Genomic DNA, 26,658 nt, shown 5'->3' with positions numbered 1-26,658 from the left:
CCGCTGTCCGGACTCAGCTCTGGGTGGCCTCCTGGCGCAGCTCGAACTTGAGCACCTTCCCAGTGGGTGTGCGTGGCAGATCCTCGGCGAAGACGATGTCGCGCGGAACCTTGTAGCCGGCCAGCAGTCGCCGGGCGTGTGCGATCAGATCGTCCTTGGACAGCGATTCTCCCTGCCGCACAAGCACATACGCTCTCGGTCGCTCGCCCCACTTCTCGTCGGGGACGCCGATGACGGCGACGTCGAGCACCGCGTCATGGCTCACCAGTGCCTGTTCGACCTCGACCGTCGAGATGTTCTCACCACCGGAGATGATGATGTCCTTGGCACGGTCCTTGAGCTGGATGTAGCCGTCGGGATGCATGACGCCGAGATCGCCGGAATGGAACCAACCACCCGCGAACGCCTCGGCGGTGGCCTCCGGATTCTGGAAATACCCCGCCATCACGTTGTTGCCCCGCAGCACGATCTCGCCCATAGTCTCGCCGTCGGCCGCAACATCGACGAGCGGCACCCGATCGCGTTCGACGACGCGCGCATTCTCGGCCTGCAGCATCCCGACACCCTGCCGCGACAGTTTGGCGGCCCGCTCGTCGGGCGCGAGGTCGTCCCACGCCTGCTGGTACTCGCAGATCGTGTACGGGCCGTACACCTCGGTCAGTCCGTAGACGTGGACGACGGTGATCCCGATCGCCTCGAGATGGCCGATGACCGTCGGCGACGGCGGCGCCCCGGCCGTCGTGATGCGCAACGGCCGGTCGACGCGGTGGGCACGCGGCGATCCGACGATCGTCGTGCACACGGTCGGCGCACCGCACATATGTGTGGCGCCGAGATCGTCGATGGCATCCCACACGGCGTCGGCGCGGACGGCGCGCAGACAGATGTGGGTGCCAGCGGCGGCGGTCACCGCCCACGGGGTACACCAGCCGTTGCAGTGGAACATCGGCAGCGTCCACAGGTAGCGGGTGGTGCCGGTGAACTGGTTGTGGAAGGTCTCACCGAACGAATTGAGGTAGGCACCGCGGTGGGTGTACATGACGCCCTTGGGTTTTCCGGTGGTGCCCGAGGTGTAGTTGATCGAGATCACGGTGTTCTCGTCGCCGACCGTCCACGGCAGCGGTGTCGGGTCCAGGTCGTCGGCAGCCGCAAGATGATCCGCGTAGGCGACGAGACCGGGGATGCCCGACGCGTCGACGGGGCCCGGCGTCGGACCGAACTCGGGGTCGGTGATCTCGATGACCGTGGCGAGCTCCGGCAACTGACCGGCGATGGCGGCGACCGTGTGGCGGAACTCGGCGTCGAAGTAGAGGGCCGTGGCCCCGGAATGGTTGAGGATGTACACCAACTCCGGGCCGGCCAGTCGCGAGTTCAGCGCGACGAGCACCCCACCGGCCAACGGCACGGCGAAGTGCGCGATCAGCATCTCGGGGATGTTCGGCGTCAGGTAGGCGACGCGGTCGCCGGGCGCGATCGTGGCCCGCAGCACGCGAGCGAGCCGCTGCACCTCGTCGGCGAACTCGGCGTAGCTGTAGGTGCGCTCGCCGTAGACGATCGCCTCGCGGTCGCCGAACACCGCGGCGGAGCGTTCGAGGAAGCGCAGCGGACTCAGTTCCGAGCGGTTTGCCAGTCCCCAGTCGCCGGTCGTGAACACAGCCGATCGGTCGGCATCGTTTGCGGGCTGGGTGGTAGGGGCCGACATGCTTGCTCTCCTGTGCTCTTGATCTGACCGTCACAACTGTCCATGTCCGACGGTATGGATCACACTGGAAGCATCACTACCCCCGAATGGGGGTGATCGGCACGGAGGTGACGCCATGCACGACGACGTGTGGCGGCCCAGCGACGAAGATGCGATGCGCGCCGCGTTGCGGGCCGGGCAACGGGCGACGCAACTTCCGGTGCATTTCGGTGGGGTGGTGCGGGGACGCGACCTGGTCCTGTCGGGATTTGTCGGGACCCGCACGGGCAACCTGCGCGATCTCGTGATCAGCACACGCTGTGGCCTGGGCGGTCGTGCCATCGACGAGCGTCGTGCCGGCGCCGTCGTCGACTACGCCAACTCGACGGAGATCACCCACGAGTACGACGTCGAGGTGGCCTCCGAAGGCATCCAGTCGCTGGTCGCCGCCCCGGCCGTGGTCGCAGGCCGGACCAGGGCGCTGCTCTACGGCGGGTTGCGCAGCCCGGATCCGATCGGCGACGCCGCGATCACCCGCGTGGTGAACGCCGCGTCGCAGCTGGCGCGGGAGATCGAGATCCGAGACGAGGTCGACCGCCGCGTCGCGCTCATCGAGCAGGATCGGAGTCAACGGGGCCCGACGGTCGCACCGGCGGTCGCCGAGGGCATCGTGGAGAGCTACCTGGAGCTGCGGTCGATCGCGGAGTCGACCACCGACCCCGCCCTCGCCGAGCGGCTGCGCGGGATCGAGCTTCGGCTCGCCGGACTCGGCGAAACCAATCCCGCCGCCGCCCAACTGTCCGCACGGGAACATGACGTTCTGGCGCACCTGTCTCTTGGGTGCCCCAACCGTGAGATCGCCGACCGCCTGGGTCTTGCGCCGGAGACGGTCAAGGCCTACGTGCGCAATCTGATGGGGAAGCTCGGCGTGCACAACCGGCGCGCGGCGGTGGTCGAAGCACGACGTCAGGGACTTCTGCCCTGAAGGTTGCCACGCGGCAGGCACGCCATACGTAACGTGGGGTCATGAGTATGCCTACCGAAACCGCCACACCCGACGACGCCGACGTTCCGAACGATGTAGCCACGGTTTCTCCCGACGACGATCTGTCGGCCGACGAACGCGCCCTACTGGTGGAGAACCTACGGTACGCACTCGACGGGCGGTGGCGGTCCACCCGCGACATGGTGCGTGAGCGTTCCGACCGGGCCGATCTGCTCCCCGATCCGTCGCGCACGCTCGACGAGGCGCGGACACGGATGCTCGAAGAACTGAAGGAACTGTCGGGTCAGGGGTTCGCGTCGGCCGGTTTCGCGTCGGATCATGGCGGGACCGGCGACGTCGGCGCGTCGATCACGGCGATCGAGATGCTCGGCTATGCCGACCTGTCGCTGATGGTGAAGGCCGGCGTGCAATGGGGCCTGTTCGGCGGGGCGGTCGAAAACCTGGGCACCGCAAGGCATCACGAGCGCTACGTCAAGGGAATCATCGATCTCGACGTTCTCGGCTGCTTCGCCATGACCGAGACCGGGCACGGCTCCAACGTCCAGGCACTTGACACCACCGCAACCTACGACCGCGACACCCGCGAGTTCGTCATCCACTCGACCAAGGCGGCCGCGCGCAAGGACTACATCGGCGGCGCCGCCCTGCATGCGCGATACGCCGCAGTGTTCGCGCAACTCATCACCGCGGGCCCGGGTGAGGAGCCGGAAAGCAAAGGCGTGCACTGCTTTGTGGTCGAGATCCGCGACGAGGACGGCAACGACCGGCCGGGGATCACCACCAGCGACTGCGGCTACAAGGGCGGCCTGGCCGGTGTGGACAACGGGCGCATCGTCTTCGACAACGTGCGCATCCCCGCGGAGAATCTGCTCAATCGGTACGCCGATGTCGAGGCCGACGGCACGTACACGTCGCCGATCGAGAACCCCAACCGGCGCTTCTTCACGATGCTCGGCACCCTGATCCGCGGACGCGTGAGCGTCGCCGCGACGGCCGGCGCCGCGGGGCGCAAGGCCCTGACCATGGCGACGCGCTACGGCCTGATCCGCAAGCAGTTCGAGGCACCCGAGGAGACCGACGAGATCATCGTCATGGACTACCTCGGCCATCAGCGAAAGTTGTTGCCGCTCATAGCGAAATCCTACGCGATCGCGTTTGCGCAGAACGAGATCGTGGCCGAGTTGCACGAGGTGCAGAGCAACTCGCCCGACGATTCGGATGCCGGGCGGCAGCGTCAACTCGAGTCCGACGCCGCCGGGCTGAAGGCGTATGCCACCTGGCATGCGTCGAACGCCGTGAACGTCAGTCGCGAAGCCTGTGGTGGAGCGGGCTATCTCGACGAAAACCAGCTGTCGATCATCCGCGGCGACATCGACGTTTTCACCACGTTCGAGGGCGACAACACGGTGATGACGCAGCTCGTCGCCAAGGAGTTGTTGTCATCGTATTCCGATGACGTGCAGGGACTTTCGGCGGGCGGCTGGGTACGGTTCGTGGTCGGGATGGCGCGCGACGTGGTGGTCGAGAAAACCGCGGTCCGGCAGGTGGTGCAAACCCTGCTGGAGAGTTCCGACGAGGACACCGAGAAGTCGAATCTCACCAACCGCGGCACGCAGATCCGGTTGTTCCGCAACCGCGAAGATCACCTCATTCGCACGTGCGCGCAGCGTTTGCGTAGGGCCCTCGACGACGACAACGACGCGTTCGAGGTGTTCAACAACGCGCAAGATCATCTGCTGAAGGTCGGGCAGGCACACACCGAACGCGTTGTGCTCGAGGCCTTTATCGAGGCGATCAACGACTGCGACTCACGGTCGGCGGCTGAGCTCCTCGGCAAGGTGTGCGACCTGTTCGTCTACTCCGCCCTCGAAGAGGACATGGGCTGGTTCCTCATGCACCGGCACATCTCGGTGGAGCGGGCCAAGGCGATCCGGCGGGGCGTGAACACCCTGTGCCAGGAACTCCGACCACACGCCCGAACCCTGGTGGACGCCTTCGGCATTCCGGAAAGCCTCCTCGCCGCACCGATGCTCGAGCACGGCTGAGGCGACGGCGCCAAGGCGCCGGACGATCGGCTTGAAGTTGGGTCCGGAATCCGGACCCAACTTCAAACGGATGAGTGGACAGCCAGCCAAAGTCGTCGGGTCAGTCGTCGGAACTCCCCTTGGGCGGAATGCCCAGCCGCACGGCGGTATGCGCATCGTTCAGTTCGGAGCGAAAGCGATCGACGTTGCGCGCCCAGGCCTGATTCACCGTCCCGGACTTCAGCTTGACGCCGACACCCTTGCGTCGACGCGGTACGCCGTGGAGTTCGCCGAGCGCCGGGGCGCTCTCCCAGTCCTCGGGCACCGCGCCGTGGTTGGGCGGGTAGATCTTGGCGATGTCGTCGAGGCGGATGGTTTGCGCACCCTGCCGGAGCGTCGTCTCGGTGAGTTCGACGCTGACGTGGCGTCGGGCGGCGGTGACCTGAACCATCGAGAAGCCGACCAGGATCACCAGGAAGATGAGCAGCACCGGCCAGTGCACGCTGCCCGGTCCGGTGATCTCGAGAACCAGGACCGCGATCACCAACAACGGGCCGATCGACACCACCCACCAACTGCCGCCGGGCTCGTAGAAGAGCACGTCCCCCGGGTCCTCGTTCTCGTCCTCGGCCCGATCGTCGGGCTCGGCGTCGCTCACGCGCTCTTCCGCCGCGGCTTCTTCTGCAGGTTCTTCTTGACGGGCTCCGGGATCGGCTCGCCGGTGTACCAGGACTCCGACTCCGGCCGGTACGCGAGCAGCGACCCGAACAGCGCAATGATGCCGGCCAGGAGTGCGAACGCGAGAAGCGGCGCGAGGAAGCTGATGACCAGCAGCATCGCGACCACCACGAGGGTCAACGCGGCCAGCGACGACCGCCAACGCGCATCACCGACAAACGCTTTGGACCCCATCAGAATGTCGGCGACACCGACGATCGCGACGAGCACGCCGACGGCCACCGGTCCCAGCGTCGACATCGACGACACCGCACCGAGGATGACGAAACCGACACCGAGCAGAACCAGCAACGCACCGCCGGTCACCCAGCACCGGTAGGCCCAGACCACGAGTTTGGGTCGTTGTGCCGGATCAGGATTGGTCACTTGCTCGCCGTCCTTCGTCTGTCTGGTTCCCCGTCGCTTCGCTCGCCCTGGAGTAATTCCCCGTCGCTTCGCTCGCCCTGTTATCGCGGCCGGCCACGTCGTGATCGGATGCCGATTGATCGTCCCGGGTGACAGGTCCTCCGTCACCATACGGCGGTGTCTGCGGTGGCACCTGCGGTTGCGGAGGTCCCGGGCCGTACTGGGGTGGGTACGGGGGCTGGGGTGAGTACCCGGCCGGCGGATAGGGATAGGGATACGGACTCGGTGGCCCGAGGACCGGTCGCGGTTTGCGGAACTCGGCCATCGCGCGGCAGTACTTGTCCGATTCCGGGCGCATCAACAGGATCGTCGCCCCGATGGCGGCGACGCCGCTGATCACCGTCGGCACCATGGACCAGACCGGGTCGCGGTCGGAGAAGAAGGCCAAGAGCAGGTCGACCGTGACGTACACGCCCATCGCCGACGCGATCACCCGCGCCCATCCGTGGCCACGACGGGTGAAGAAGACAAAGACGAGCGGCAGCACGGAGAGCACCACGGCCACCCCGATCAGAAGGGCGACGATGAAGCCGGTCGACGTCATGAATTCGAGTTGGTCGGCCGGGACACCCGCCGACCCCTCGTGCACCGAGTCGCGAATCGACTTCGCGAGTGCCGAGGACTGGGCGAAGAACGCGACGATCTGCCCCAGGACCACGACGATCCACAATTCGGACGCGATCTTGATGGAGTCGGGCAGCTTCGGACGAACCGGCGCACCGGAGTCCCCCGGCCCGGCAGACCCCCCGGACGTCGGGTCGAACGGTGCAGACATGCCACCAGGGTAATGAACGGCACCTGTGCGCAACCTGGGAGGATGCGGCTTCGCACTGTCATTCGTTCGGTCTGTCTTGGCGCCCGGGTGCGGTCTCCGCGTCGACAGCCGATCCACCGCGTGTTTGACTCGGCCAATCGACCAGGTCATCCGGGTAGCACCAGGGAGCGAGGGACCGGCCATGACACAGACGGATCGTCGGTCCGATGAGGTAACCACGCCCGGCTTTCTCCACCCATCGGCACGGCCCCTGTGGCGCACCCCGGGTGCTGTGGTCGCCGCCGCGGGGGCCCTGCTGGTCGCCATCTCCTACGGTCTGGTCTGGTATCGACCCGACGTCGACGCGTCGGTCGCCATCACCGGGTGGGGCGGTGCGAGCGAATCCGGGTACGACGTCGACTTGAGTCTCCTGCATCTGTTGCCGGTGCTGGCGGTCGTGTTGGTGGTGACGATCGTCGTCGGCCTGGTCTGCGGGCGGACGATCGACGAGACGCGTCCGGTCGCGATGGTGACCGTCCTGTCGGCTCTCAGCGGAGCATTGGTGTCGTTGGCGGTGGTACCCGACGGCATCTCCGCGTCGGGGGCAGGCGTGTACGTGGCGGTCGTCGGCTGCCTGGTGATCGCTGCGGGTGGCGCGCTGCTCACCTTCGTACGGCGCTGACCGGCGCCGGCGCCGGCGCCGGCCTTGCCGACGATCATGGGCCAGCAAGAAGGTCGTCGGCGGCGAGAAGAGGATAGCCGTCCAAAACGGTCCTCCTCAGGGGCCACCGAGGCATATTGCCCTCGGAGACACATCACGGCGACCGTTTCAGTTGCGGTCCCAAGAAGTTGCGCTCAGCCCAGGCGAGCTGCCACCTCGGCAGCCCAGTAGGTGAGGATGATCGACGCTCCGGCGCGGCGAATCGATGTGAGTGACTCGAGGATCGCGGCGTCGCGGTCGATCCAGCCGCGTTCGGCGGCGGCGGTGATCATCGAGTACTCACCGCTGATCTGGTAGGCGGCCACCGGGACGTCGGCGATCTCGGCGACGTCGCGCACGATGTCGAGGTAGCTCATCGCCGGTTTCACCATGACGATGTCGGCGCCCTCGTCCAGGTCGAGCCGCACCTCGCGCAAGGCCTCGATCCGATTCGCCGAATCCTGTTGGTAGGTCCGACGATCGCCTTGGAGACTGGAGCCGACGGCCTCCCGGAACGGACCGTAGAAAGCCGACGCGTACTTGGCCGCATAGGCGAGGATGCCGGTGTCGGCGAAGCCGGCGTCGTCGAGCGCGGCGCGGATGGCGCCGACCTGGCCGTCCATCATGCCGCTCGGTCCCAGCAGATGCGCACCACTTCGCGCCTGCGCCAACGACATCGAGACGTAGCGTTCCAGGGTCGCGTCGTTGTCGACCCGACCTCGCGCATCCACGACGCCGCAATGCCCGTGGTCGGTGAACTCGTCGAGGCAGGTGTCGGCCATCAGGACGGTGTCGTCGCCGAGGTCGTCGGAGAGAATCCGCAACGCGCGGTTGAGAACTCCGTCGTCGGCGTCGGCGCCCGACCCCGTGGCATCCTTGTCGGCGGTTGCGGGCACCCCGAAGAGCATCAGGCCACCGACCCCGGCGCGAACGGCCTCTTCGGCCGCCTTGCGCAGCGAGTCGAAGGTGTGCTGGACGACGCCGGGCATCGACGAGATCTCACGAGGCTCGTCGAGGCCGTCGGCGACGAACATCGGCAACACCAGTTGCCTTGGCGCCAAGGTGGTCTCGGCCACCAGTCGACGCATGGCCGCGCTGGTGCGCAACCGCCGCGGGCGGATCACCGGTGCCATGACGCCTCCTTGCTGTTGTGTTGCCGGCCCTTCGAGGCTCGTCGCTAGCGCTCCTCGCACCTCAGGGACCGGTGGTCGTCTCGTCGCTAGCGCTCCTCGCACCTCAGGGAGCGGCTACTACGACCGCGACCGTCGCGACTTCTTGCGCGGCGGCGGCAGTGCGCCTTCGGCACGCAGACGCGCGGCGTGTTCGGCGAGTGCGTCGACGAGGTCGGGGATCGACGCCGTCTCCGGCTGCACGTCCACCCGCAGACCGAATTCGGTTGCGGTCTCGGCGGTCTTGGGTCCGATGCAGGCAACGATGGTGCGCGCGTGCGGCTTTCCGGCGATACCGACCAGGTTGCGGACGGTGGAGCTCGAGGTGAAGCACACCGCGTCGAAGCCGCCGGTCTTGATCATCTCGCGCGTCTGCGCGGGCGGCGGGGCCGCGCGCACGGTGCGGTAGGCGGTGACGTCGTCGATCTCCCAGCCGCGTTCACGCAGGCCTTCGGAGAGGGTTTCGGTGGCGATGTCGGCTCGCGGCAACAGGATTCGGTTCACCGGGTCGAAGACGTCGTCGTACGGCGGGAACTCGTCGAGCAGGCCGAGCGAGCTCTGCTCACCCGACGGAACCAGCTCCGGGTTGATGCCGAAGGAACGCACCCGCTCGGCGGTTGCCTCACCGACACAGGCGATCTTGACGCCGGAGAACGCCCGGGCGTCGAGCCCGAACTCGGCGAACTTCTCCCACACGGCCTTGACCGCGTTGGTGGAGGTGAACACCACCCACTGGTAGCGGCCGTCGACCAAACCTTTGACGGCCCTTTCCATCTGCGCGGGGCTGCGCGGCGGTTCGACGGCGATGGTCGGGACTTCCTTCGGGACCGCGCCGTGGCTGACGAGACGGTCACTCATGTCGCCGGCCTGGTCCTTGGTGCGCGGCACCAGGACGGTCCAGCCGTAGAGCGCCCGCGACTCCCACCACGACAGCTTGCCGCGCGAGGCGACGACCTTGCCGATGGTGAGGATCAGCGGACCGGTCAGCGCGTTGCCCTGCTCGTTGAGCGTCGCAAGCGTCGCCTCGATGGTGCGCTGCTGGCAGGTGGTGCCGTTGATCGTGATGGCGACCGGCGTCTGGGCGGCCAGACCCTGCTCGGTCAGCGCGCTCGCGGTCTCGGCGAGATGGCCGGAGGTCGCGTGCAGCACCAGCGGACCGGGGGCGGCTGCCAGTGCGGCCCAGTCGACCTCGCCGCGCACGTCGGCCTCGGTGTGGGTGGAGCCGAGCGGCATACCGGCGTAGCTGGGCACCACGGATGCCGCGGGCAGGCCGGGGAGCACCTCGAACGCGATCGAGGTGCGGGCGACGGCGTTGACCTCGGTGAGCACGGAATCGGTGGTCAGCGGATCGCCGGAGACCACACGGACCACGTCGTCGCCGGCCTTGGCAGCGGCGACCAGGGTCTTGGCGACCTCGGTGGGATCGCCGAGGGCCGGGTGGACGATCGCATCCGCGTCGTCGGTGGTCTCGTCGCTGTCGACCGGCGCGGTGCTGTTCTCCGTGTCGGTGCTATCGGCGCCCTTCGAGGCTCGCTCCGCTCGCACCTCAGGGAGCGGAGACTTGGCCCGACGGTTGTCGGCGGCCGGCTCCTCGCGGTGTGCGCTGCCGATCAGGTTCACCACCGCGGCGGGAACGTCGGGGTCGATGTAGGCCGTCGTCGCGTTCGCTATGACGGTCCGCGCCCGCACAGTGAGCAGCTCGGGATCCCCGGGGCCCGACCCCACGAAGAGGATTCTGCCCGCTCGCTTCGCTCCCGGCGCAGGCAAAATTCGTCCCGGATGTGCCTTGGTTGTCGTACGGCTCATGCGTTCGCACTCTCCTGCCCTCGCCTCGAGGGCTGCAGTTCCTTCTGGAACTAGGGAGAGTCGACGAGGTCGCCCGCTCCCAGTTCCAGCAGTTCGGCGGCGAGATCCGCACCGAGTTGAGCCGCACGATCGACCGGTCCCACCACCGAAGCCCGGATCACATCGGATCCGTCCTCGGCCGCCACCGCCGCACGAAGCGACAGTTCGGCGAAGATGCGCCCGTCGTCGTCGATCGACTCCACCACCTCGGCAATCGCTCCGATCGGGGCGGTGCATCCGGCTTCCAGAGCCGCAAGCACAGCCCGCTCGGCGTCGATCGCCGCACGGGTGGACTCGTCGTCCAACTCGGCGAGTACTCTCACCAGTTGGGCATCGTCGGAGCGGCACTCCACAGCCAAAGCACCCTGCGCCGGAGCCGGTAGCAAGACCACCGGATCAAACGACTCGGTGACCTCGTCGGCACGTCCGATACGGACGAGACCGGCGCGAGCGACCACGACTGCATCGAGTTCGCCACTGGCGACTTTGCCCAACCGAGAATCTAGGTTGCCTCGTAGGGGGCGGATTTCCAAACCGAGACCCAATGCTCTAAGCTGCGCCGCCCGTCGCGGGGCCGAGGTCCCGACCGTCGACCCGGGTGGGAGTGCGCCGAGGACCAGATTATCCCTGCTGACCAGCGCATCTCTGGGATCTTCGCGGGGCGGGATGGCCGCGATGACCAGGCCGTCCTCGGGTGCGGTGGGCAGATCCTTGTAGGAGTGCACCGCAACGTCGACCTCGTGTTTGTGCAACGCAGTGCGGATGGCGGTGGTGAACACCCCGACCCCGATCTCGGCGACCGGCGCAGCGGATTCGTCACCGGCCGTCCGGATGATCACCAGTTCGGCGGGGTGTCCGGCGGCGGTCAGGGCGTCGGCGATGGTCTGTGACTGGGTGGTGGCCAGCAGCGAACCCCGGGTGCCGATGCGAATCGGGATCGGGAGCGTTTCGCTCACTTATCTGCCTGGTTGATGGGGCGATCTCCGATCGGGTCGGACGAGAAGTCGCCGAGCTGGTCGGATGCGAGGTGGTCGGGCGCCGACACCGCCTCGGCCGCGCCCGGCTTCAGCTCGAAGAGTTCGCGCAGGGCCTCGGCGTAGTGGTCGCCGTTGGGGGTCGACGCGAGTTGCTTGACCCGAACCGTCGGGGCGTGCAGCAGCTTGTCGACGACGCGGCGCACCGTCTTGGCGACCTCGTCGCGCTGCGGGTCGTCGAGCTCGGGTAGCCGAGTCTCGAGGCGCAGGATCTCGGCCTCCACGACGTCGGCCGCACGCTGACGCAGGGCGGCGACGGTCGGGGTGACCTCGGCCTGGCGCTGGTGGGTCAGGTAGTCGGCCAGTTCGGCGGCGACGATCCCGCGGGCGGCCAGGGTGTCGTTCTCGGCGGCCTGGGTCTCGGAGTCGCCGCGCAGGCCCTCGATGTCGACGATGTGCACGCCGGGCAGTCGGGCCGCGGCGGGGTCGACGTTGCGCGGGAGCCCGAGGTCGCAGATCACCAGCGGCGACTTCGATGTCCGGGTGGCCAGCGCCGAATGGACCTCGCCCACGCTGACGACCGCGCCGATCGAACCGGTGCAGGTGACCACGATGTCGGCGGTCGCCATCACCGACGGCAGCTGGTCGAGCCCGACGCCGCGCACGGAGATGCCGTGGTTGGCCCTCACGTTGCCCGCCAGGTGCTCCGCGTTGTCGACGGTCCGGTTGACCACGACGAGGTCGGTGACGCCTTCTCGGGCGAGCTGAGCGGTCGCCAGACCACCCATCGCGCCCGCTCCGACCACCACGGCACGGCGCATCTGTGCCCCGACGGCCTTGGCACGGTGCAGCGCGACCGACACCACCGACGCACCGGCACGGTCGATACCGGTCTCGGCGTGCACGCGCTTGCCGACCCGCAGCGCCTGCTGCGCGAGCTCGTGCAGGACACGGCCGGCCGACTTGTTGGCGTCGGCGTTCAGGTACGCGTTGCGGATCTGGCCGAGGATCTGCTGCTCGCCGACGACCATCGAATCGAGCCCGGCGGCAACGGTGAAGAGGTGTTCGACGGCGGCTTCCGAGTAACGCACGTACGCGTGCCGGGTCATCTCGTTGATCGTCATGCCGGAGTGGTCGCCGAGTACGGCACCGACCGCTTCGAGCGCGGGGTGGAAGGCGTCGACGACGGCGTAGATCTCCACCCGGTTGCACGTCGAGACCAGCATCGCCTCGGAAATCGCACGGGAGGACAACAGGTCGTCGACCAGCTTGGGTCGGTCGTGATCGGAGACTGCCAGCCGCTCGAGCACCTCTACCGGCGCACTGCGATGCGACACCCCGAACAACAGAACACTCACGCTGTCACCGTCTCTTCACCCATCACACTTGCCTGGCGCCGCCCCGCCTGAAAAGCCAGCACCTGTAGTTCCAAGGCTAGATCAACCTGTCGGATGACGACATCTGAGTCCCCGGACTCGGTCAACGACAGGCTCACCGGGGTCACGTTGAGGATCTGCCGGACGCCGACCGCCGCGAAGGCGTCGAAGGTGCGCTGGGCGTCGGCGTCGGCGGTCGCGACCACGGCGACCTCGATCGGAGGGCTGTCGGACGCGCCGCAGACGCTCTCGATGTCGGCGAGCGGCGCGATGCGCGGGCCGCCGGCAACCAGCGCGGTGCCGAGCAGGCGCGGGTCGTCGTCGAAGAGTGCCGCGACGCGGAACCCACGACCGAAGCCGGTGTGCGCGAGCAGTGCGTGTCCGAGGCGCCCGGCACCGGCGAGCGCGACGGTGTGCACGCTGTCGGTGTGCAGCGCCATGGAGATGCGGGCGGTCAGCCGACCGACGTCGTAACCGACGCCACGTACCCCGTTCGCGCCGACGTGCGACAGGTCCTTACGCAGGATGGACGAATTGACCCCCGCCGCACGCGCCAGTTCGCCGCTGGAGGCGACGAGAACGCCCCGCTCACTGAAGGACCGCAGAACATGCAGATATGCGGCCAGACGGGCCACTGCGGGCGCGGGAATGTCGGTGGTGTCGATGGCCGGGGGTGGGTGCGCGTCGTCAAATGCGTCACTCCGCCTCACGCTCACCCACCTCGCTTCGAAGATCTCGGGCCGGTCGGTCGTGGCGGCCACTCGGTGAGGGTCAGCCTATACCTCTTGTGAAGAGGTTCACATTCTGCCCCTACCGGTTGCGAGATCGGCGCGCAGACGCTGTTCGTCGACCTCCCAGTAACTGTGTTCGACGCCGTCGAGCAGGACCACGGGGAGCCGGTCGCCGTACTCCGCGCGCAGCTCGCGATTGCCCTGCTCGGCCGCGGTGTCGACGTCGACCTCGGTGTAGGAGAGTCCGAGGTCGGCGCAGACCCGCTCGAGGTCGGCGCGCGCGGTCACGCAGGCCGAGCAACCGGCGCGGGTGAGCAGTTCGAGCGTCATGAATCTCATCGTCGCACTCGCGGCCCACCGACCGGGATCTGGGCACGCTGACGGCTGCTCGACGCGGGGCACACTACTGTGGGAGACACCAGCGTCAGGCAGTGTCAGGCAAGGAGGTCGGTTGTGCGCGACGATCCCGGCGGCGTGGAACCCGGTGTCGAGAACGGCCGAACACCGCCACCGCCGTCCGAGCCCGAGAAGACCGAATTGCCCACTCCGGAATCGTCGTCGCCGGAGGACTGGGAGGGCTGGGCTGCGAGCAGTGGCGCCGACGACGAGTTCTCCGAGGATGCCGAACTGCACACCCTGATCGACGACGACGAGTCCGGTCGGGTCACCGCGTGGATCTCCGAACGGGCATCGGCGGCGACCGGCCGCTTCCGCCAGACCGCGCAAGAACTGCGTCAAGCCCTCGCCGGTGAGGCGAGTGCGCAGGCGGCAGTCGACTCGCTCCGCGACCGCCCGCCGGCCGGCCCCGACCCCACGCAGGCGCCCCGCGACCTCACCGCGGCCGCATTCTTCGACGTCGACAACACGCTGGTCCAGGGTGCCTCGATCGTGCACTTCGCCCGCGGGCTCGCGGCCCGAAAGTACTTCTCCTACAGCGACATTCTCGACTTCGCCTGGACCCAGGCCAAATTCCGCATCACCGGCAAGGAGAACGCGAACGACGTCGCCGAGGGCCGCGAGAAGGCGTTGTCGTTCATCGCCGGACGCCCGACGGCAGAGCTCGCCGCGCTCGGCGAGGAGATCTACGACGAGTACATCGCCGACAAGATCTGGCCGGGCACCCGCGCCCTCGCGCAGCGACATCTCGATGCGGGACAACAGGTTTGGCTGGTGACCGCCACCCCGGTGGAACTCGCGCAGACCATCGCCGACCACCTCGGCCTCACCGGCGCACTCGGTACCGTGGCCGAGAGTGTCGACGGAACGTTCACCGGCCGCCTCGTCGGCGACATCCTGCACGGCCCCGGCAAGGCACATGCTGTGCGCGCGTTGGCAATCCGAGAGGGACTCAACCTCAAGCGATGCACCGCCTACTCCGATTCGCACAACGACGTGCCGATGCTGTCGCTCGTCGGGACGGCGGTCGCGATCAACCCCGACGCCGACCTGCGCGACGTAGCGAAGGTTCGCGGCTGGGAGATGTACGACTTCCGCACCGCCCGCAAGGCCGCGAAATACGGGGTCGGTTCGGCACTCGCGATCGGAGCAGCGAGCGCCGGGGCGGCGGCGGCCGTGCGCGTCATCCGGCAGCGTTAGTCACAGCGCCGACACCTCACTGGTCGGGTCGATGAGCACCTTGGCGTGATGTTCGGCCGACCCGAGGGCGTCGAACGCGGCGGACACACCGTCGAGGCCGACGGTCGCGGTGATCAGCGGTCCCACGTCGAGGGTCCCGTCGGCGATCATGCTCAGCGTGTGGTGGAACTCGGCGGGGTCGTAGGCGAAGACGAACCGCATCTCGAGTTCCTTGTTGATCGCCATCGCCGGACGGAAGGTGTCGGGTTCCATGCACACCCCGACCACCACGATGCGCGACCGGAACGGCGCCGAGGACACCACGTGCTCGATGATCCCGGGGGTGCCGACGCACTCGAACACGACCGGCCCCTTGGGTGTGGCGCCGAGGCGATCGGCCATCCGGAACATCGACGCCCACGGCACCACCGGGATACGACGCAGCGTCCGCATGCCCGCGAACGCCGCACCGAGGAGATCGCCGGCGGTGGTGATGTAGCCGCCCTGTTCGGCGGCCTTGTCCCATGGGGAGTCGACGGCGGGGTCGACGACGATGTCGGCGCCGACGCGTCGGGCCAGCGCCCGACGACCGTCGGACGGATCGCTGGCGACCACGGTGCGCACGTCCGCCGCTTTCAGCATCGCGATGACGGCGAGTCCGATCGGTCCGCAGCCCACCACCACCGCGACGTCGCGCTTGCCGATCTCGCTGCGTCGAACGGCGTGGTAGGCGACGGCCATCGGTTCGGTCAGCGCGGCCCGCTCGGCGGATACGCCGTCGGGCACCGGCATCGTCATGTCCTCGGAGGCCAGGACGAAGTCGGCGTAGGCGCCCTGCGCGGACGCCGACAATCCGGTGAGGTGCGGAGCGTCGCCGTGCTTGATCATCGGCACCGACACCACGGCGGTGCCCGGCTTCCAGCGTTTGCGGCAGCCCTCGCCGTAGGAGACGACCTCCCCGGCGAACTCGTGGCCCATCACGACAGCCTGATCCGATCGCATGAAGGCGTCGTAGCCGACCTCGGCCGTGACGTCGGCAGTGGCGTCGCAGTGATGGCGGGCATGGAGGTCGGAACCGCAGATCCCCGCCCGCGTGACCCGCAGCAGCACCTCACCCCGACCGGGCACCGGCGTGGGCAGTTCGTCGACCGTCAGTTCCCCCGCACGACACACCACAGCTCGCATGCTGTGAATCCTGCCATCCGCGCACCGCCGCAGTACCCAGTCAACGATTTACGACGCACGGTCAACGCAAGCTCGGGTCAGCCGAGGTAGACACTCCCGCGGCGACTGAGCATCCGGAACAGGGTCTGCTGGATCTCTTCGCGGACGTGGTCGGTGAGGTCGAAGACCACCATCGGATCGTCCGCGGAGGATTCGTCATAGCTGCCGGTCTCGATCGGCCGGCCGAAGTGGATGTGCCACTTCGACGGCAGCGGCACCATGCCCAGCGGGCCGAGCAGCGGAAAAATCGGCGTGATCGGAAAGTACGGGAGCCCGAGGATCTTGGCGAGCGGCTTGAGGTCGGCGAGCATCGGATAGATCTCCTCCGAGCCGACGATCGACACCGGGATGATCGGTGCGGCGTTGCGCAGCGCCGTCGTCACGAACCCGCCCCGACCGAACCGCTGCAGCTTGTAGCGGTCCTTGTACAGCTTGCCGATGCCCTTGTAGCCCTCCGGCCAGACGGCGGTGAGCTCGCCTGCGCGCAGCAGTCGGTCGGCGTCGTTGTTGCAGGCCACGGTGGCGCCGACCTTGCGCGCGACCTCGCTGATCGCCGGTGCCTCGAACGCCATGTCGGCGGCCAGCAACCGCAGGTAGCGACCGGTGGGATGGTTGTCGCGGACCGCGAGCGACGTCATCATCGCGTCGATCGGCAACGTGCCGGCATGGTTGGCGACCAGCAGCGCACCGCCTTCGACCGGCAGGTTCTCGATGCCGGTCACCTCGACGCGGAACCACTTGTCGTACACCTGGCGCACCGCCGGGAACCAGACGGCCTCGGTGAAGTGCGGGTCGAACCCGAACTCGTCGACCTCGTACTCGCCGGCCATCCGCTCGCGGATGAAGCCCGCGGTGGCGGTCAGCGAGTCGGCCACCGCACCCCGGATGCCACCAAGGCTGAACAGCGGCGACGACTTCGACGGACCGCGATGTTCGACGCCGAGCGCCTCGTCGGGCAGCGAGATCTCGTCGTTGATGGGCATCACCTGTGCCGGTGGTTGGCCGAAGCCGTCGGTGTTGGGGTGACCCTCCGACGAACCTCGTTGCGCTCCTGAGGATTTGGTGCCCGACTGTTGACTCGGATGTCGGCGGCGTCCCTGGTCGCGGGAGCCGCGGCGCCCGGCCGCGTCTGCACCCCCGGGTGTGGCATAGAGCTGGATGACCTTGGCCGTGCGGGCGTCGGTCGCGCCACCACTACCCAAGATGCTCACCCCGTCCCTGTCTCGTCGTAACCGTGTCGTTCGTGACCATGCCGCTCATGCCTTCGATCCATCGACCCCGACACCACAACGATGAGGCGGCACGTACCCGGAACCCGACCGATGCAAGTCTCACCATCGCCGTCGTCGGCGATTTCAATGAGACGATTGACCCATCGTAACCACGAGCAGTGTGAGTCTGACGTCCAAGCTTAGAGGTTGCAGTGACGTTGCGCACGTCCCCACCGAGATGTGCGCGCAACGACAACTCACACTTCACTGAAGTTGATGTGCGAAGTTGATGACGCGACGCTCCAGACCGCGCCAGGCGTCGGTCGAGATCACCGGTGTCACTCCCCCGCGGTCGATGAAATCGTCGAGGGTGTCCAGCGTGGTGTACCGCGGCACGAAGCCGAGTTCGGTGCGCATCCGCGTGGTGTCGAGCACCCGGCCGTAGGTCAGGAACTCGGTTTGCGAGCTGCGCAGCCGGGCCGATCGCAGGTCTTGGAAAACACCGGTGATCGGTGCCAGAAGACCGCTCGGAACAGGCAATTCGATGTGCCCGACGCGTCGGATCGCCTGCGTCAGCGTGACGACTCCGTCGCCGGAGACGTTGAACGTCCCGACCTTGCCCGCCAACGTCACATGCTCCATCGCCGCGAGGGCATCCTCCTCGTGGAGGAACTGCAGACGCGGCTGATAACCGATGACCGTCGGCACCACCGGCAGCGACAGATACGACCCCATCCGCGTGTTGATGCGCGGCCCCAGCATCGCCTGCGGGCGCACGATGGTGATGTCGATGTCGGGTCGGCGTCGGCCGAGTCCGCGAACATAACCCTCAACGTCAAGTAGGTCACGACCGTAGCCGCGAGTGGGCTCCCGGCGTGCCGGTGTCTCCTCGGCGAAGTGTGACGGATCTCTCCCGCTCGCGCCGTACACCATCGCCGTCGAGCGCAGCACGAGCCGCTTCACCGACGGTGTGCGCTGACACGCCGCACACACCTGCATGGCGCCGACGACGTTGAACTCCTTGATCGCCGCCGAATGTGGAGCGTTGTCCATGATCGACGTCGCGGCATGGACCACGGTGTCGACGTCGTAGCTGGCGAGCGCCTTGGCGATGGCCGGCCGCCGGATGTCGAGGCGCAGGAATTCGGCGCGTCCCATGCGACGCAGGAGATCCTTGCGCGGCACCCGGGAATCGACGGCCAGTACACGCTCGATCTCCGGATTGGCCGCCAGGCGAGCCACCAGGTAGCCGCCCAGAAAGGTCGACGCACCGGTGACCAGGACGGTCCGCGGGGGTTGCGGGGTGTGCTCGGGCATACCTCAGGCTAGCGGGCGTGGCCTGGTGGGCGCCGTGCGAGTCGACGTCGCACCCCGTCGGTTATCTGTACCCCCCAGCCCGACGAAACGCACTGTGCACCTGGCCGGTCTCCCAGGTACAGATTTCCTCAGGTCGACGCGGCACCACCGACACGACAAAGGACCCGCCGTAGCGGGTCCTTTGGACGAGTGCGCCTACTTACCGAGTTTGCGGCGCTGCACCCGGGTCCTGCGCAGCAGCTTGCGGTGCTTCTTCTTCGACATGCGCTTGCGGCGCTTCTTGATCACTGAACCCATCGGGGTGCTTCCTCACGATTGATGCTGTTGTTTGTGCTCGATCCTGGTCAGCAGCCGACTCACCGACGCGTCAACGGCCGATCCGGCGGTCTTCGACCACCTGATCCAGTGGTCTTCGACCACCCGATCCAGTGGTCTTCGACCAGGTACCAACGGCCAAGCCTACCGGGCTAGTCCCGCTATCGGAAAATCCGGGTCAGGCCACAAACCGGTCAGGACCGAGCCACACGACTATCCGGCGTCGAAGTACGACGTCTCCAGATAGTCGTGCACGGCCTTTGCATGCACGCGGAAAGAGCGACCCACGCGAACCGCGGGGAGCTCTCCGTTGTGCACAAGCCGGTACACAGTCATCTTGGAGACCCGCATCAGCGATGCGACCTCGGCGACCGTGAGGAACTGCGACCCCGACGCCGCGTTGCCAACGGAGCTGCCGCTGTTTCCTACTGTCCTGTCACCAGGAGTGTCTGCAGGTGCCATGAATCACTCATACCTCCGGTGCACGCGTCGCGGCCGCCGGCTTCCCCTCCGGCGGACATCAGACACGCACGTGCTTAGAGGAGCTTAGCGTGGCAGATGTGAAAAAAGCGACGTGAGTTGCCAGGAAATCCTGCGTCAATCTCATTTCGACACAACATCCTGGGGTTTAACCGCTCGTCGACCACAATTCTCGGAGTGTCGGGACACGCGTCAGACGCTGTTCGACGCCCCAGAACCCTCGACATCGACTCGACGTGCACCCCGCGCACTGGCCGCTGCAGCGGCCCGAGTGGCCTGATAGACGGTGTGCCGGAGGCCGCCGGCCTCGAATTCCCGGATCGCCTCTGCGGTGGTTCCGCCCGGCGAGGTCACCGCGGCCCGCAGATCCACCGGCGACACCCCGGCGTCGCTGAGCAGAATCCCGGCACCGCGGATGGTCTGCACGGCCATCTCCGACGCCTGCGAGCGGGTCAGGCCCAGCGCCACCCCGGCGTCGATCATGGCCTCGGCGAGCAGGAAGACATAGGCGGGCCCCGACCCCGAGACCGCGGTCACGGCGTCCATCTGCTTCTCCGGGACCACCGTCACCTTGCCGACGGTCTCGAGTAGCCCGACGACCGCGGACAGTTGGTCGGTGCTGACGTAGCGTCCGGCCGACACCGCCGACATCGCCTCGTTGACGAGCATCGGGGTGTTGGGCATGACGCGGATGACCGGTGAACCGGCCTGCAGCGCGTTCTCGTACCGGCTCAGCGGCAGACCGGCGACCAAGGTCACGGTGACGCGCTCGTTCTCACCGGAGTCCTCGGCGCCGGCGAGTGTGCGCAGTGCCTCGTCGACGTCGTCGGGCTTGATGGCGAGGAACACGTATTGGGCGCTCTCGGCGGCCGTACGCACGTCGGTCACCAGAACGCCGTACTCCTCGGCGATCTCGGCGGCGCGGTCGGGCGCCTTCTCGGCCACGACCAGGTTCTTGGTCGGTGTGCCCGATGCGATGAGACCGGCGAGCAGTGCCTCCCCGATCTTTCCGCCGCCGACGATGGCGATGCGTTCGGTCACTGGGATTGCCGCCTTCCTGTAGGTACGGGTTTTCAGCGTCGCGGGAGGAGCGCGAGCTGCCTCGACTGCGCGACGACCGTTCCCGTCGAGTCCACCACGAGGTGATCCTCCTCGAACATCCCGGGTCCCACCTCGACCGTGGTCGCGGCGAACCGCAGCCATCCCGGCGCAGGATGACGCCGCACATAGGTGGTGAGCTGCACCGTCGGCGCCCAGCCATGCAGGCCGAGATTCGCGACGACCGGAATCGAGATGTCGCAGACCAGCACCGCGAAGTCGGTGTCGGGCGCGACGCCCTTGGGCTGTATCCAGCCACGCACCAGCGGTTCTCCCTGCTTGCCCTCGACGAACGGCATCGTCTCAGGGTCGATGCGCAGGTCGAGGACGGGCCCGAGGTGATTGACACTCGCCAGCGGCGAGCCGTCGAGCGCCAGCGCACTCGGCGGGGGTTCGACCGGGACCCCGTCGAGCACCGACGCGCCGGTGTGGTGCGACGGCCCGGTGTCGGGTCGGGCCATGGTGATCGACGACGACACCATGACGCGGTCGGTTTGGACTGCGTCCACCGAGATCACCGTCACCGTCTTGCCGCGCTTGCGCAATGTCACCTCGAGGTCGATCTCGGCGGCGTCCGGCGCGTTCAGGAAGTCGCTGGAGATGGCGACCGGGATCTGTTCCGCCGCAGACTCCGCCTTCGGATCGTCGGGCGCGGTCAGCGCGGTGAGCGCCTCCCGGGCCGCATGGGCCACCACCATCTGTAGGCTGCCGCCGTGCACCTTGGGTCCGATGGTGAACACCGGGTCGATGACCGCGCGATAGGTGATGCGGTCGGGCTCGGCGCGCTTGATCTCGTCCAGCGTCAGCACTGTTGCCAACTTGTCGGTCATGTTCTCTCTTGTCTCCACGTCTGACTCCCACTACCCAATCGGCGATCGACGTGGCCCCGCGGGTTCAGGATGTGGCCCGACCCGTGTGCAGCTCGCGTTTGAGATGTCGCCGCGCAAAATCTAGCGAACGTGCAAGCAGGGCGCTGCGTTCGGGTTTGGTCCGCGCGGATCCGGTGTGCACCTCGAGGATCACCGCACCAGTGAAGTCACTCGCGGCCAGACGCCGGCAGATCTCGGCGCAGGGTTGTGAACCGTCGCCGGGGATCAGGTGTTCATCGGTGGCCGCGCCCAGGCCGTCGGCGAGATGCAGGTGGCTGAGCGCAGACCCCATCCGCTCGAACATGGCCAGCGCATCGGCACCGGCGGTGGCCGTGTGCGACAGGTCAAGGGTGTAGTTCGCGTAGCCGTCGTCGGTGGGGTCGATCGACTTGCCGAAGGCCGACATCGACACACCGGGGGTGCCGCCGCGTCGGGTCATGCGGTTCACCGAACGATCGCCCGCGCCGAACAGCCGGTCGGCGCGCATGGGGAACATGTTCTCCACCGCGACGGCCACCCCGGAGTCGGCCTCGAGCTCGGCGACGGTGTCGTCGAAAGCAGCGGTGTAGGCCCGCTGCCAGCGGAACGGCGGATGCACGACCACCGTCGGCGCGCCGAGATCCTCGGCTGCACGCACCGAACGCGCCAGCTTTATCAGGGGGTCACGTCCCCAGACGCGCTGCGAGATGAGCAGGCACGGCGCATGGATCGACAGCACCGGCATCTGATAGCGCTCGGAAAGGTATTCGACGTGTTTGACGTCCTGGCTGACGGCCTCGCCCCACACCATCAGCTCGACACCGTCGTAGCCGAGTTCGGAGGCGTAGGCGAAGGCCGCTTCGGTGTTCTGCGGATAGACCGACGCCGTCGACAGGCCGATCGGGATCTCGGGCCGGGGCAACCGTTCGATCACGCCCGGCTCGCGTTTGCCGTCCACGCCAGGTCCGTCAGCGACATCGAACCCATCAGCGACATCGAACCCATCAGCGACATCGAATTCATCAGCGACTCGCCAGGAGCACCAGCGGGCCGATCGTCACCAGAAGACCCACACCGAGCGCGAGCAGCGTCGTCGGGAGATCCCGGTTGCGTCGAAGCAGGTGCGCGAAGGTCACGATCCCGAAGATCACCAGCACCGCGAGGACGAGCGCGAAGATCACGCTCCACTTCCAGAGCTCGGTGAATCCCCAGAAGAGGCCGACGCCGATCACCAGACCGCCGACGACCTGGGCGATCACCAACAGCCATGCCTTCATCGGTGACGGTTCGGTGTCTTCAGCCATGTCGGCTTCGTCGCGGTCCAGATCGTCGTCGAGCGTTTCGGTCTCCGCGATCGGTTCGGCGGCGGTGTCGACGGCCTCAGGCGCGACATAGGGCGCGCGATCCGGCGTGACCTCCTCGAACTCGTCCCTGTCGAACTCATCCCCGTCGAACTCGCCCTTGTCGAATTCGTCGCTCGGTTCGGCGTCGCTCTTCGACAGGTCGACCGCGGGCTGCGCCCACGCGCCCGTGTCGGTCGTCGGGGGCTGTTCGACGGTCGGCTCGGGTGCCGGTTCGACCTCGCGTTCCTCCGGAACGGGTGCGGTGTCGACAAAGCTCGCCGGGCTGTCGGTCGTGGCGGTGTCGATAGCGGCGGGCGAATCGATGTCGGTGTCGGGTGTAGCGCTGTCGGGTTCGGTGTTGACGTCTTCCCGGTCGTGGAGCGCGGGCACGGCGGCGGTCGCGCCCGCGGCAGCCGCGGCGACCCCTGCGGCCCCGGCAGCTGCACGCCTCGACGACCGGCCATCGGTGACATCGGGTGTCTTGTCCGATTTCCGCTTCCGCCCGAACCAGCCGCGCTTGCGTTTCGGCTCGACAGGTTCGTCCTCGACGTCGGCGAACGAGCGGTACGCCTCGAAGTCGTCCATCACCTCGCCGAACTTGCTGTCGTCACGCACCCGAGCATCGGCGTCGGCCGATCCCGAGGTGGTCGACAGGTCGTAGGCTACGACGTCGTCGGAGTCGACCACTGTGAGATCGGAGTCCTCATCGCCGACGACCGGGATGATGCCGGTCACCGCATTCGCCGAGACCTCGTCGACCGCGTCGTCATTCTGATTCGATGCCGGCTGATTCGATGCGGTGGCGTCCGTGGTGGCCGAGGATTCGGCGAGTCTCCGGGCAACCGCGTCGGAGCTGAAGTCGCGGGTCGAGAGCGGCGTGGTGCCGCGATAGCCGGGCATGCCGCTGGCCGACCGCCCGCCGGCCGGGCTAGTGTTCGGCGCCCAACCCTGATCGGCCACGGGACGATCCGGCGCTCCGCGGCGTGCGACCGGATTGGCCGACCTCGGGAACGGCCCACTGACCGGTGCGGTGCCGCCGGCATCGGGCGTCGGGAACGGACCGGTCCGAGGGGCCGTCCGACCGGACGGAGTCTGCGGAGTCGTGAACTGGGCCGACGGTGTCGGTGCCGGTGCCGGTGGGGTCGGCTGAGACGGTGTCTGCTGGGCGGCAGGCTGCTGGGCCGGTGTCTGCTGGGTCTGCGTCGGCTGGGTCTGCGGGGCGGTCCGCGCGGTGCGCGGGGCCGGGGCAGGCGTGGCGTCGGTGATCTTCGGAATTTCACCCGTGAGTTCGGACACCGACACGGTGCCCTCGCGGCCGACTCGGCGCCGTCCGCGGTCCCGCGACCGACGGCTGGTCGTCTCGCCACCGTCGGTTCCCTGCGAGCGGGCCAGCAGTTCGGCTACCGAGATGGGCCGGGGATCGGGTCCCGCTTCGTTGGCCCCCGCTTCGTTCGCCATGCTGGCTCTCCGTCCTCCCTGTGATGACCCGGTCGTTGTTCACGTGTCCCGGGCCGAGATGTTCACCCGGCGTCCGCGGGTTCGGCGGTGTCGGCCGGTTCGGTGTCGAGTCGGCGCAGGATGACTCCCTCCCGCAGCGCCCACGGACAGATTTCCAGTGTATCGACTTGCAGAGCGCGCATGGCCGCCTCCGCCACGAGAGCGCCGGCAACCAGCTGACCAGCACGATCAGCGCTCACGCCTTCCAGCTCGGCCCGGTCGTCGCGGGTCATGCGTGAGATGAAGGCGATGAGCTGCCGCAGCCCGTTGGCGGTGAGCTGACGCTTCACACGCGGCCCCGCGCTCGACGGCGCGGCGCCGGTCAGCCGGGCCAGGCTGCGGAAGGTCTTGGATGTGGCGACGGCGAGGTCGGGCTGTCCGGGCCCGAGGAGTTGTTTGGCGGGGACGCGCAGTTCGGCGTCGAGCCAATCGCGCAGGACCCCGATCCGACGACGGTCTGGCGGGTCGTCGGGCAGCCACTCGCGGGTGAGTCGGCCGGCGCCGAGGGGCAGCGACAGCGCCACGTCGGGCTCCTCGTCGACGCCGTTGGACATCTCCAGCGACCCGCCGCCGATGTCGAGGGCCAGCACCCGCCCGGCGCTCCAGCCGTACCAGCGTCGGACGGCCAGCGAGGTGAGTCGCGCTTCGTCGCGGCCGGACAGCACCTGCACACGGACGTCGGTCTTGGCGGCGACCTCGGCGAGCACGTCGTCGCAGTTGGTGGCGTCACGGACGGCCGACGTCGCGAACGCCATGATCTGCTGACATCCGGAGCTCGTCGCGATGTGGGTGAATTCGTCCACCGATTCGACGAGTTTGTTCGCGGCGCGATCGGACAGCCGCCCGTCGGAATCGATCTGTTCGGCCAGGCGCAGCACCGCCTTGGTCGAACTCATCGGGGTCGGATGACCGCCGCGATGAGCATCGACCACGAGCAGGTGAACAGTGTTGCTGCCCACGTCGAGAACACCAAGTCGCACGATTACAAAATAGTGCTTGCGCAATCCGCATCGGCAGGCGGTTGCGATATCGGCCGACTCGCGCCCAACCCGGCTTCCCGTCGGGCGCGTTGACCGCTTCGGCGGTTACCGTGGAAAGGTGTCTGTCACCACGCCCGCTCCGACGCAGCGGCGCATGAAGCCCGCGCCCGAGGTCGACCTCGACTTTCCGCGCGAATGGTACGAATTCACCGATCCGGCGAACTCCGAACACGTCATCAACGCGGACCTCACGTGGCTGCTGTCGTATTGGACGTGCGTCTTCGGCACGCCTGCCTGTCAGGGCATCATCGAGGGCCGCGAGACCGACGGCTGCTGCAGTCATGGCGCGTACCTGTCCGACAAGGACGACCGCAAACGCCTCGCGCACGGCGTCTCGATGCTCACCGAGAAGGATTGGCAGTTCTACAAGAAGGGGTCGGGCAAGGACCCGCTGGGCAACCGCGGCTACCTCGAGGAGGTCGACCTCGACGACGAGCCGGCGCTCAAGACCCGACGACACAAGGGCGCCTGCATCTTCCTCAACCGGCCCGGCTTCGAGGGTGGGGCGGGCTGCGCGCTGCATTCGATGGCGCTGCGCAAGGGGCTCGAGCCGCTGACCGTGAAACCCGACGTCTGCTGGCAGTTGCCGGTACGACGCGAACAGGACTGGGTCGAGCGGCCCGACGGCACCCAGGTTCTCAAGACCACCATCACCGAATTCGATCGTCGTGGCTGGGGCGAGGGCGGCCACGATCTGCAGTGGTACTGCTCCGGCTCGCCCGACGCCCACATCGGAGCGACGCAGGTCTGGCAGTCCTACGGCCCCGAACTCACCGAGCTGATCGGCAAACCCGCCTACGACGCGCTGGCCGCCGCATGCCGACGCCGTAACGGGTTGGGGCTCATCGCCGTTCATCCGGCAACCGCAGCCGCGACCACTCGTCGGGAGACCGACATCAAGTACGAGTTGATCGAAGGCGATCACGCCGAGTGACACTCGCGGGCGGCGCTGTACCGCACCCTGAGGCGCTCGAGAGCCTGGCCTCCACCGCTCCCTGAGGTGCTCGAGGCGCTAGCCGAGAGCCTCGAAGGGCTTGCGAGACAAGGCAATTAGGCGACCAAGTAGCGACGGTGACCAGGCCTGCGATGCTCCACGGACACCATCTCGCCCCCGTGCAAACGCCTCACCTCCACGGTCCCCAACTGCTGTGCGTCGAGCCCGCGAATGTCGATCGACGCGTTCCGCGGAACGAGCCGCACAGTCGCGTCGCCCCAAAAGTAGGGGAAGAACCTTCTTCCCCTACCCTTGGTGTCCTCCCCGCGAATTTTCTGGGGGACGACTCCAAACCTCGCGGAAGAAACTTCTT

At 67.7% G+C, this 26,658-nt stretch carries 25 protein-coding genes; 5 read left to right on the top strand and 20 right to left on the bottom strand.

Features of this window, described 5'->3' with window-relative positions:
• Nucleotides 1-13 precede the first annotated feature (13 nt).
• Nucleotides 14-1,702, bottom strand: a complete 1,689-nt coding sequence (locus MKW15_RS14850; protein WP_240859564.1) for an AMP-binding protein — start codon at nt 1,700-1,702, stop codon at nt 14-16.
• Between the two features lie 115 nt (nt 1,703-1,817).
• Here MKW15_RS14850 and MKW15_RS14845 point away from each other — a divergent pair, with 115 nt between their 5' ends.
• Both MKW15_RS14845 and MKW15_RS14840 read left to right on the top strand, forming a co-directional pair.
• Complete coding sequence (locus tag MKW15_RS14845) at nt 1,818-2,666, top strand: response regulator transcription factor (protein ID WP_240859562.1); 849 nt, start codon at nt 1,818-1,820, stop codon at nt 2,664-2,666.
• A 47-nt stretch (nt 2,667-2,713) separates the two neighbouring features.
• Nucleotides 2,714-4,732, top strand: a complete 2,019-nt coding sequence (locus MKW15_RS14840) for an acyl-CoA dehydrogenase family protein (protein ID WP_374247255.1) — start codon at nt 2,714-2,716, stop codon at nt 4,730-4,732.
• 100 nt (nt 4,733-4,832) lie between these two features.
• Here MKW15_RS14840 and MKW15_RS14835 read toward each other — a convergent pair whose 3' ends face one another.
• From MKW15_RS14835 to MKW15_RS14825, 3 genes are read right to left on the bottom strand one after another with little or no spacing between them, the layout of a single operon-like run.
• Entirely contained in the window at nt 4,833-5,369 is a 537-nt protein-coding gene (locus tag MKW15_RS14835; protein ID WP_240859558.1) for an EbsA family protein, read from the bottom strand.
• Nucleotides 5,366-5,815 (bottom strand): hypothetical protein, encoded by a 450-nt coding sequence (locus MKW15_RS14830; protein WP_240859555.1) that lies wholly within the window; start codon nt 5,813-5,815, stop codon nt 5,366-5,368. Before MKW15_RS14830 ends, MKW15_RS14835 begins: the two co-directional genes overlap by 4 nt.
• Nucleotides 5,802-6,629, bottom strand: coding sequence for a hypothetical protein (locus MKW15_RS14825; RefSeq protein WP_240859553.1), 828 nt, complete (start codon nt 6,627-6,629; stop codon nt 5,802-5,804). The genes MKW15_RS14830 and MKW15_RS14825 overlap by 14 nt, the downstream gene beginning before the upstream one ends.
• 181 nt (nt 6,630-6,810) lie before the next feature.
• Between MKW15_RS14825 and MKW15_RS14820 the strand changes: the two genes are divergently transcribed.
• Nucleotides 6,811-7,290, top strand: a complete 480-nt coding sequence (locus MKW15_RS14820; RefSeq protein ID WP_240859551.1) for a hypothetical protein — start codon at nt 6,811-6,813, stop codon at nt 7,288-7,290.
• A gap of 173 nt (nt 7,291-7,463) precedes the next feature.
• Here the strand turns inward: MKW15_RS14820 and hemB are convergent, their stop codons facing one another.
• The 6 genes from hemB to MKW15_RS14790 form a co-directional block, all read right to left on the bottom strand.
• Nucleotides 7,464-8,441, bottom strand: coding sequence for a porphobilinogen synthase (hemB, locus tag MKW15_RS14815; protein WP_240859549.1), 978 nt, complete (start codon nt 8,439-8,441; stop codon nt 7,464-7,466).
• A 117-nt stretch (nt 8,442-8,558) separates the two neighbouring features.
• On the bottom strand, nt 8,559-10,283 hold the full coding sequence (locus MKW15_RS14810) for a bifunctional uroporphyrinogen-III C-methyltransferase/uroporphyrinogen-III synthase (protein WP_240859547.1): 1,725 nt from the start codon (nt 10,281-10,283) through the stop codon (nt 8,559-8,561).
• 50 nt (nt 10,284-10,333) lie between these two features.
• Nucleotides 10,334-11,278 carry a hydroxymethylbilane synthase gene (gene hemC, locus MKW15_RS14805; protein ID WP_240859545.1) on the bottom strand — a complete coding sequence of 315 codons (945 nt, stop codon included), beginning with the start codon at nt 11,276-11,278 and terminating at the stop codon, nt 10,334-10,336.
• Nucleotides 11,275-12,654, bottom strand: a complete 1,380-nt coding sequence (locus MKW15_RS14800; RefSeq protein WP_240859541.1) for a glutamyl-tRNA reductase — start codon at nt 12,652-12,654, stop codon at nt 11,275-11,277. The genes hemC and MKW15_RS14800 overlap by 4 nt, the downstream gene beginning before the upstream one ends.
• Nucleotides 12,651-13,382 (bottom strand): redox-sensing transcriptional repressor Rex, encoded by a 732-nt coding sequence (locus tag MKW15_RS14795; RefSeq protein WP_240859540.1) that lies wholly within the window; start codon nt 13,380-13,382, stop codon nt 12,651-12,653. The genes MKW15_RS14800 and MKW15_RS14795 overlap by 4 nt, the downstream gene beginning before the upstream one ends.
• A gap of 87 nt (nt 13,383-13,469) precedes the next feature.
• Nucleotides 13,470-13,733, bottom strand: a complete 264-nt coding sequence (locus tag MKW15_RS14790) for a glutaredoxin family protein (protein WP_240859538.1) — start codon at nt 13,731-13,733, stop codon at nt 13,470-13,472.
• Between the two features lie 207 nt (nt 13,734-13,940).
• Here MKW15_RS14790 and MKW15_RS14785 point away from each other — a divergent pair, with 207 nt between their 5' ends.
• A complete protein-coding gene (locus MKW15_RS14785) occupies nt 13,941-14,999 on the top strand; it encodes an HAD family hydrolase (protein ID WP_240859703.1) in 1,059 nt (352 codons plus the stop codon).
• Here the strand turns inward: MKW15_RS14785 and MKW15_RS14780 are convergent, their stop codons facing one another.
• The 10 genes from MKW15_RS14780 to MKW15_RS14735 form a co-directional block, all read right to left on the bottom strand.
• Nucleotides 15,000-16,163: a zinc-binding dehydrogenase gene (locus tag MKW15_RS14780; protein ID WP_240859536.1), complete on the bottom strand. Its 1,164-nt coding sequence runs from the start codon at nt 16,161-16,163 to the stop codon at nt 15,000-15,002. It lies immediately after the preceding gene.
• Between the two features lie 77 nt (nt 16,164-16,240).
• Nucleotides 16,241-17,413, bottom strand: a complete 1,173-nt coding sequence (locus MKW15_RS14775; RefSeq protein ID WP_240859534.1) for a lysophospholipid acyltransferase family protein — start codon at nt 17,411-17,413, stop codon at nt 16,241-16,243.
• 264 nt (nt 17,414-17,677) lie between these two features.
• Nucleotides 17,678-18,730, bottom strand: coding sequence for an NAD-dependent epimerase/dehydratase family protein (locus tag MKW15_RS14770; protein WP_240859532.1), 1,053 nt, complete (start codon nt 18,728-18,730; stop codon nt 17,678-17,680).
• Nucleotides 18,731-18,925: 195 nt separating this feature from the next.
• Nucleotides 18,926-19,027, bottom strand: a complete 102-nt coding sequence (locus MKW15_RS14765; RefSeq protein ID WP_003402602.1) for a 30S ribosomal protein bS22 — start codon at nt 19,025-19,027, stop codon at nt 18,926-18,928.
• Nucleotides 19,028-19,258: 231 nt separating this feature from the next.
• The gene (locus MKW15_RS14760; protein ID WP_240859530.1) at nt 19,259-19,507 is read right to left on the bottom strand and encodes a helix-turn-helix domain-containing protein; all 249 of its coding nucleotides are present in this window, start codon (nt 19,505-19,507) and stop codon (nt 19,259-19,261) included.
• Between the two features lie 210 nt (nt 19,508-19,717).
• Entirely contained in the window at nt 19,718-20,566 is an 849-nt protein-coding gene (proC, locus tag MKW15_RS14755; RefSeq protein WP_240859527.1) for a pyrroline-5-carboxylate reductase, read from the bottom strand.
• Between the two features lie 32 nt (nt 20,567-20,598).
• Nucleotides 20,599-21,453 (bottom strand): thioesterase family protein, encoded by an 855-nt coding sequence (locus tag MKW15_RS14750; RefSeq protein WP_240859521.1) that lies wholly within the window; start codon nt 21,451-21,453, stop codon nt 20,599-20,601.
• A gap of 64 nt (nt 21,454-21,517) precedes the next feature.
• Nucleotides 21,518-22,429, bottom strand: a complete 912-nt coding sequence (locus tag MKW15_RS14745; RefSeq protein ID WP_240859519.1) for a sugar phosphate isomerase/epimerase family protein — start codon at nt 22,427-22,429, stop codon at nt 21,518-21,520.
• 64 nt (nt 22,430-22,493) lie between these two features.
• Nucleotides 22,494-24,272 (bottom strand): hypothetical protein, encoded by a 1,779-nt coding sequence (locus MKW15_RS14740; RefSeq protein ID WP_240859517.1) that lies wholly within the window; start codon nt 24,270-24,272, stop codon nt 22,494-22,496.
• A 62-nt stretch (nt 24,273-24,334) separates the two neighbouring features.
• Nucleotides 24,335-25,291 (bottom strand): Ppx/GppA family phosphatase, encoded by a 957-nt coding sequence (locus MKW15_RS14735; protein WP_240859516.1) that lies wholly within the window; start codon nt 25,289-25,291, stop codon nt 24,335-24,337.
• Nucleotides 25,292-25,445: 154 nt separating this feature from the next.
• Here MKW15_RS14735 and MKW15_RS14730 point away from each other — a divergent pair, with 154 nt between their 5' ends.
• Nucleotides 25,446-26,285, top strand: a complete 840-nt coding sequence (locus tag MKW15_RS14730) for a hypothetical protein (RefSeq protein WP_240859701.1) — start codon at nt 25,446-25,448, stop codon at nt 26,283-26,285.
• The last annotated feature ends 373 nt before the right edge of the window (nt 26,286-26,658 follow it).

Source organism: Gordonia gummivorans (assembly GCF_022513585.1).
In the GTDB taxonomy this organism is placed as follows: domain Bacteria; phylum Actinomycetota; class Actinomycetes; order Mycobacteriales; family Mycobacteriaceae; genus Gordonia.
This window is presented reverse-complemented; position numbering and strand designations above follow the sequence as displayed.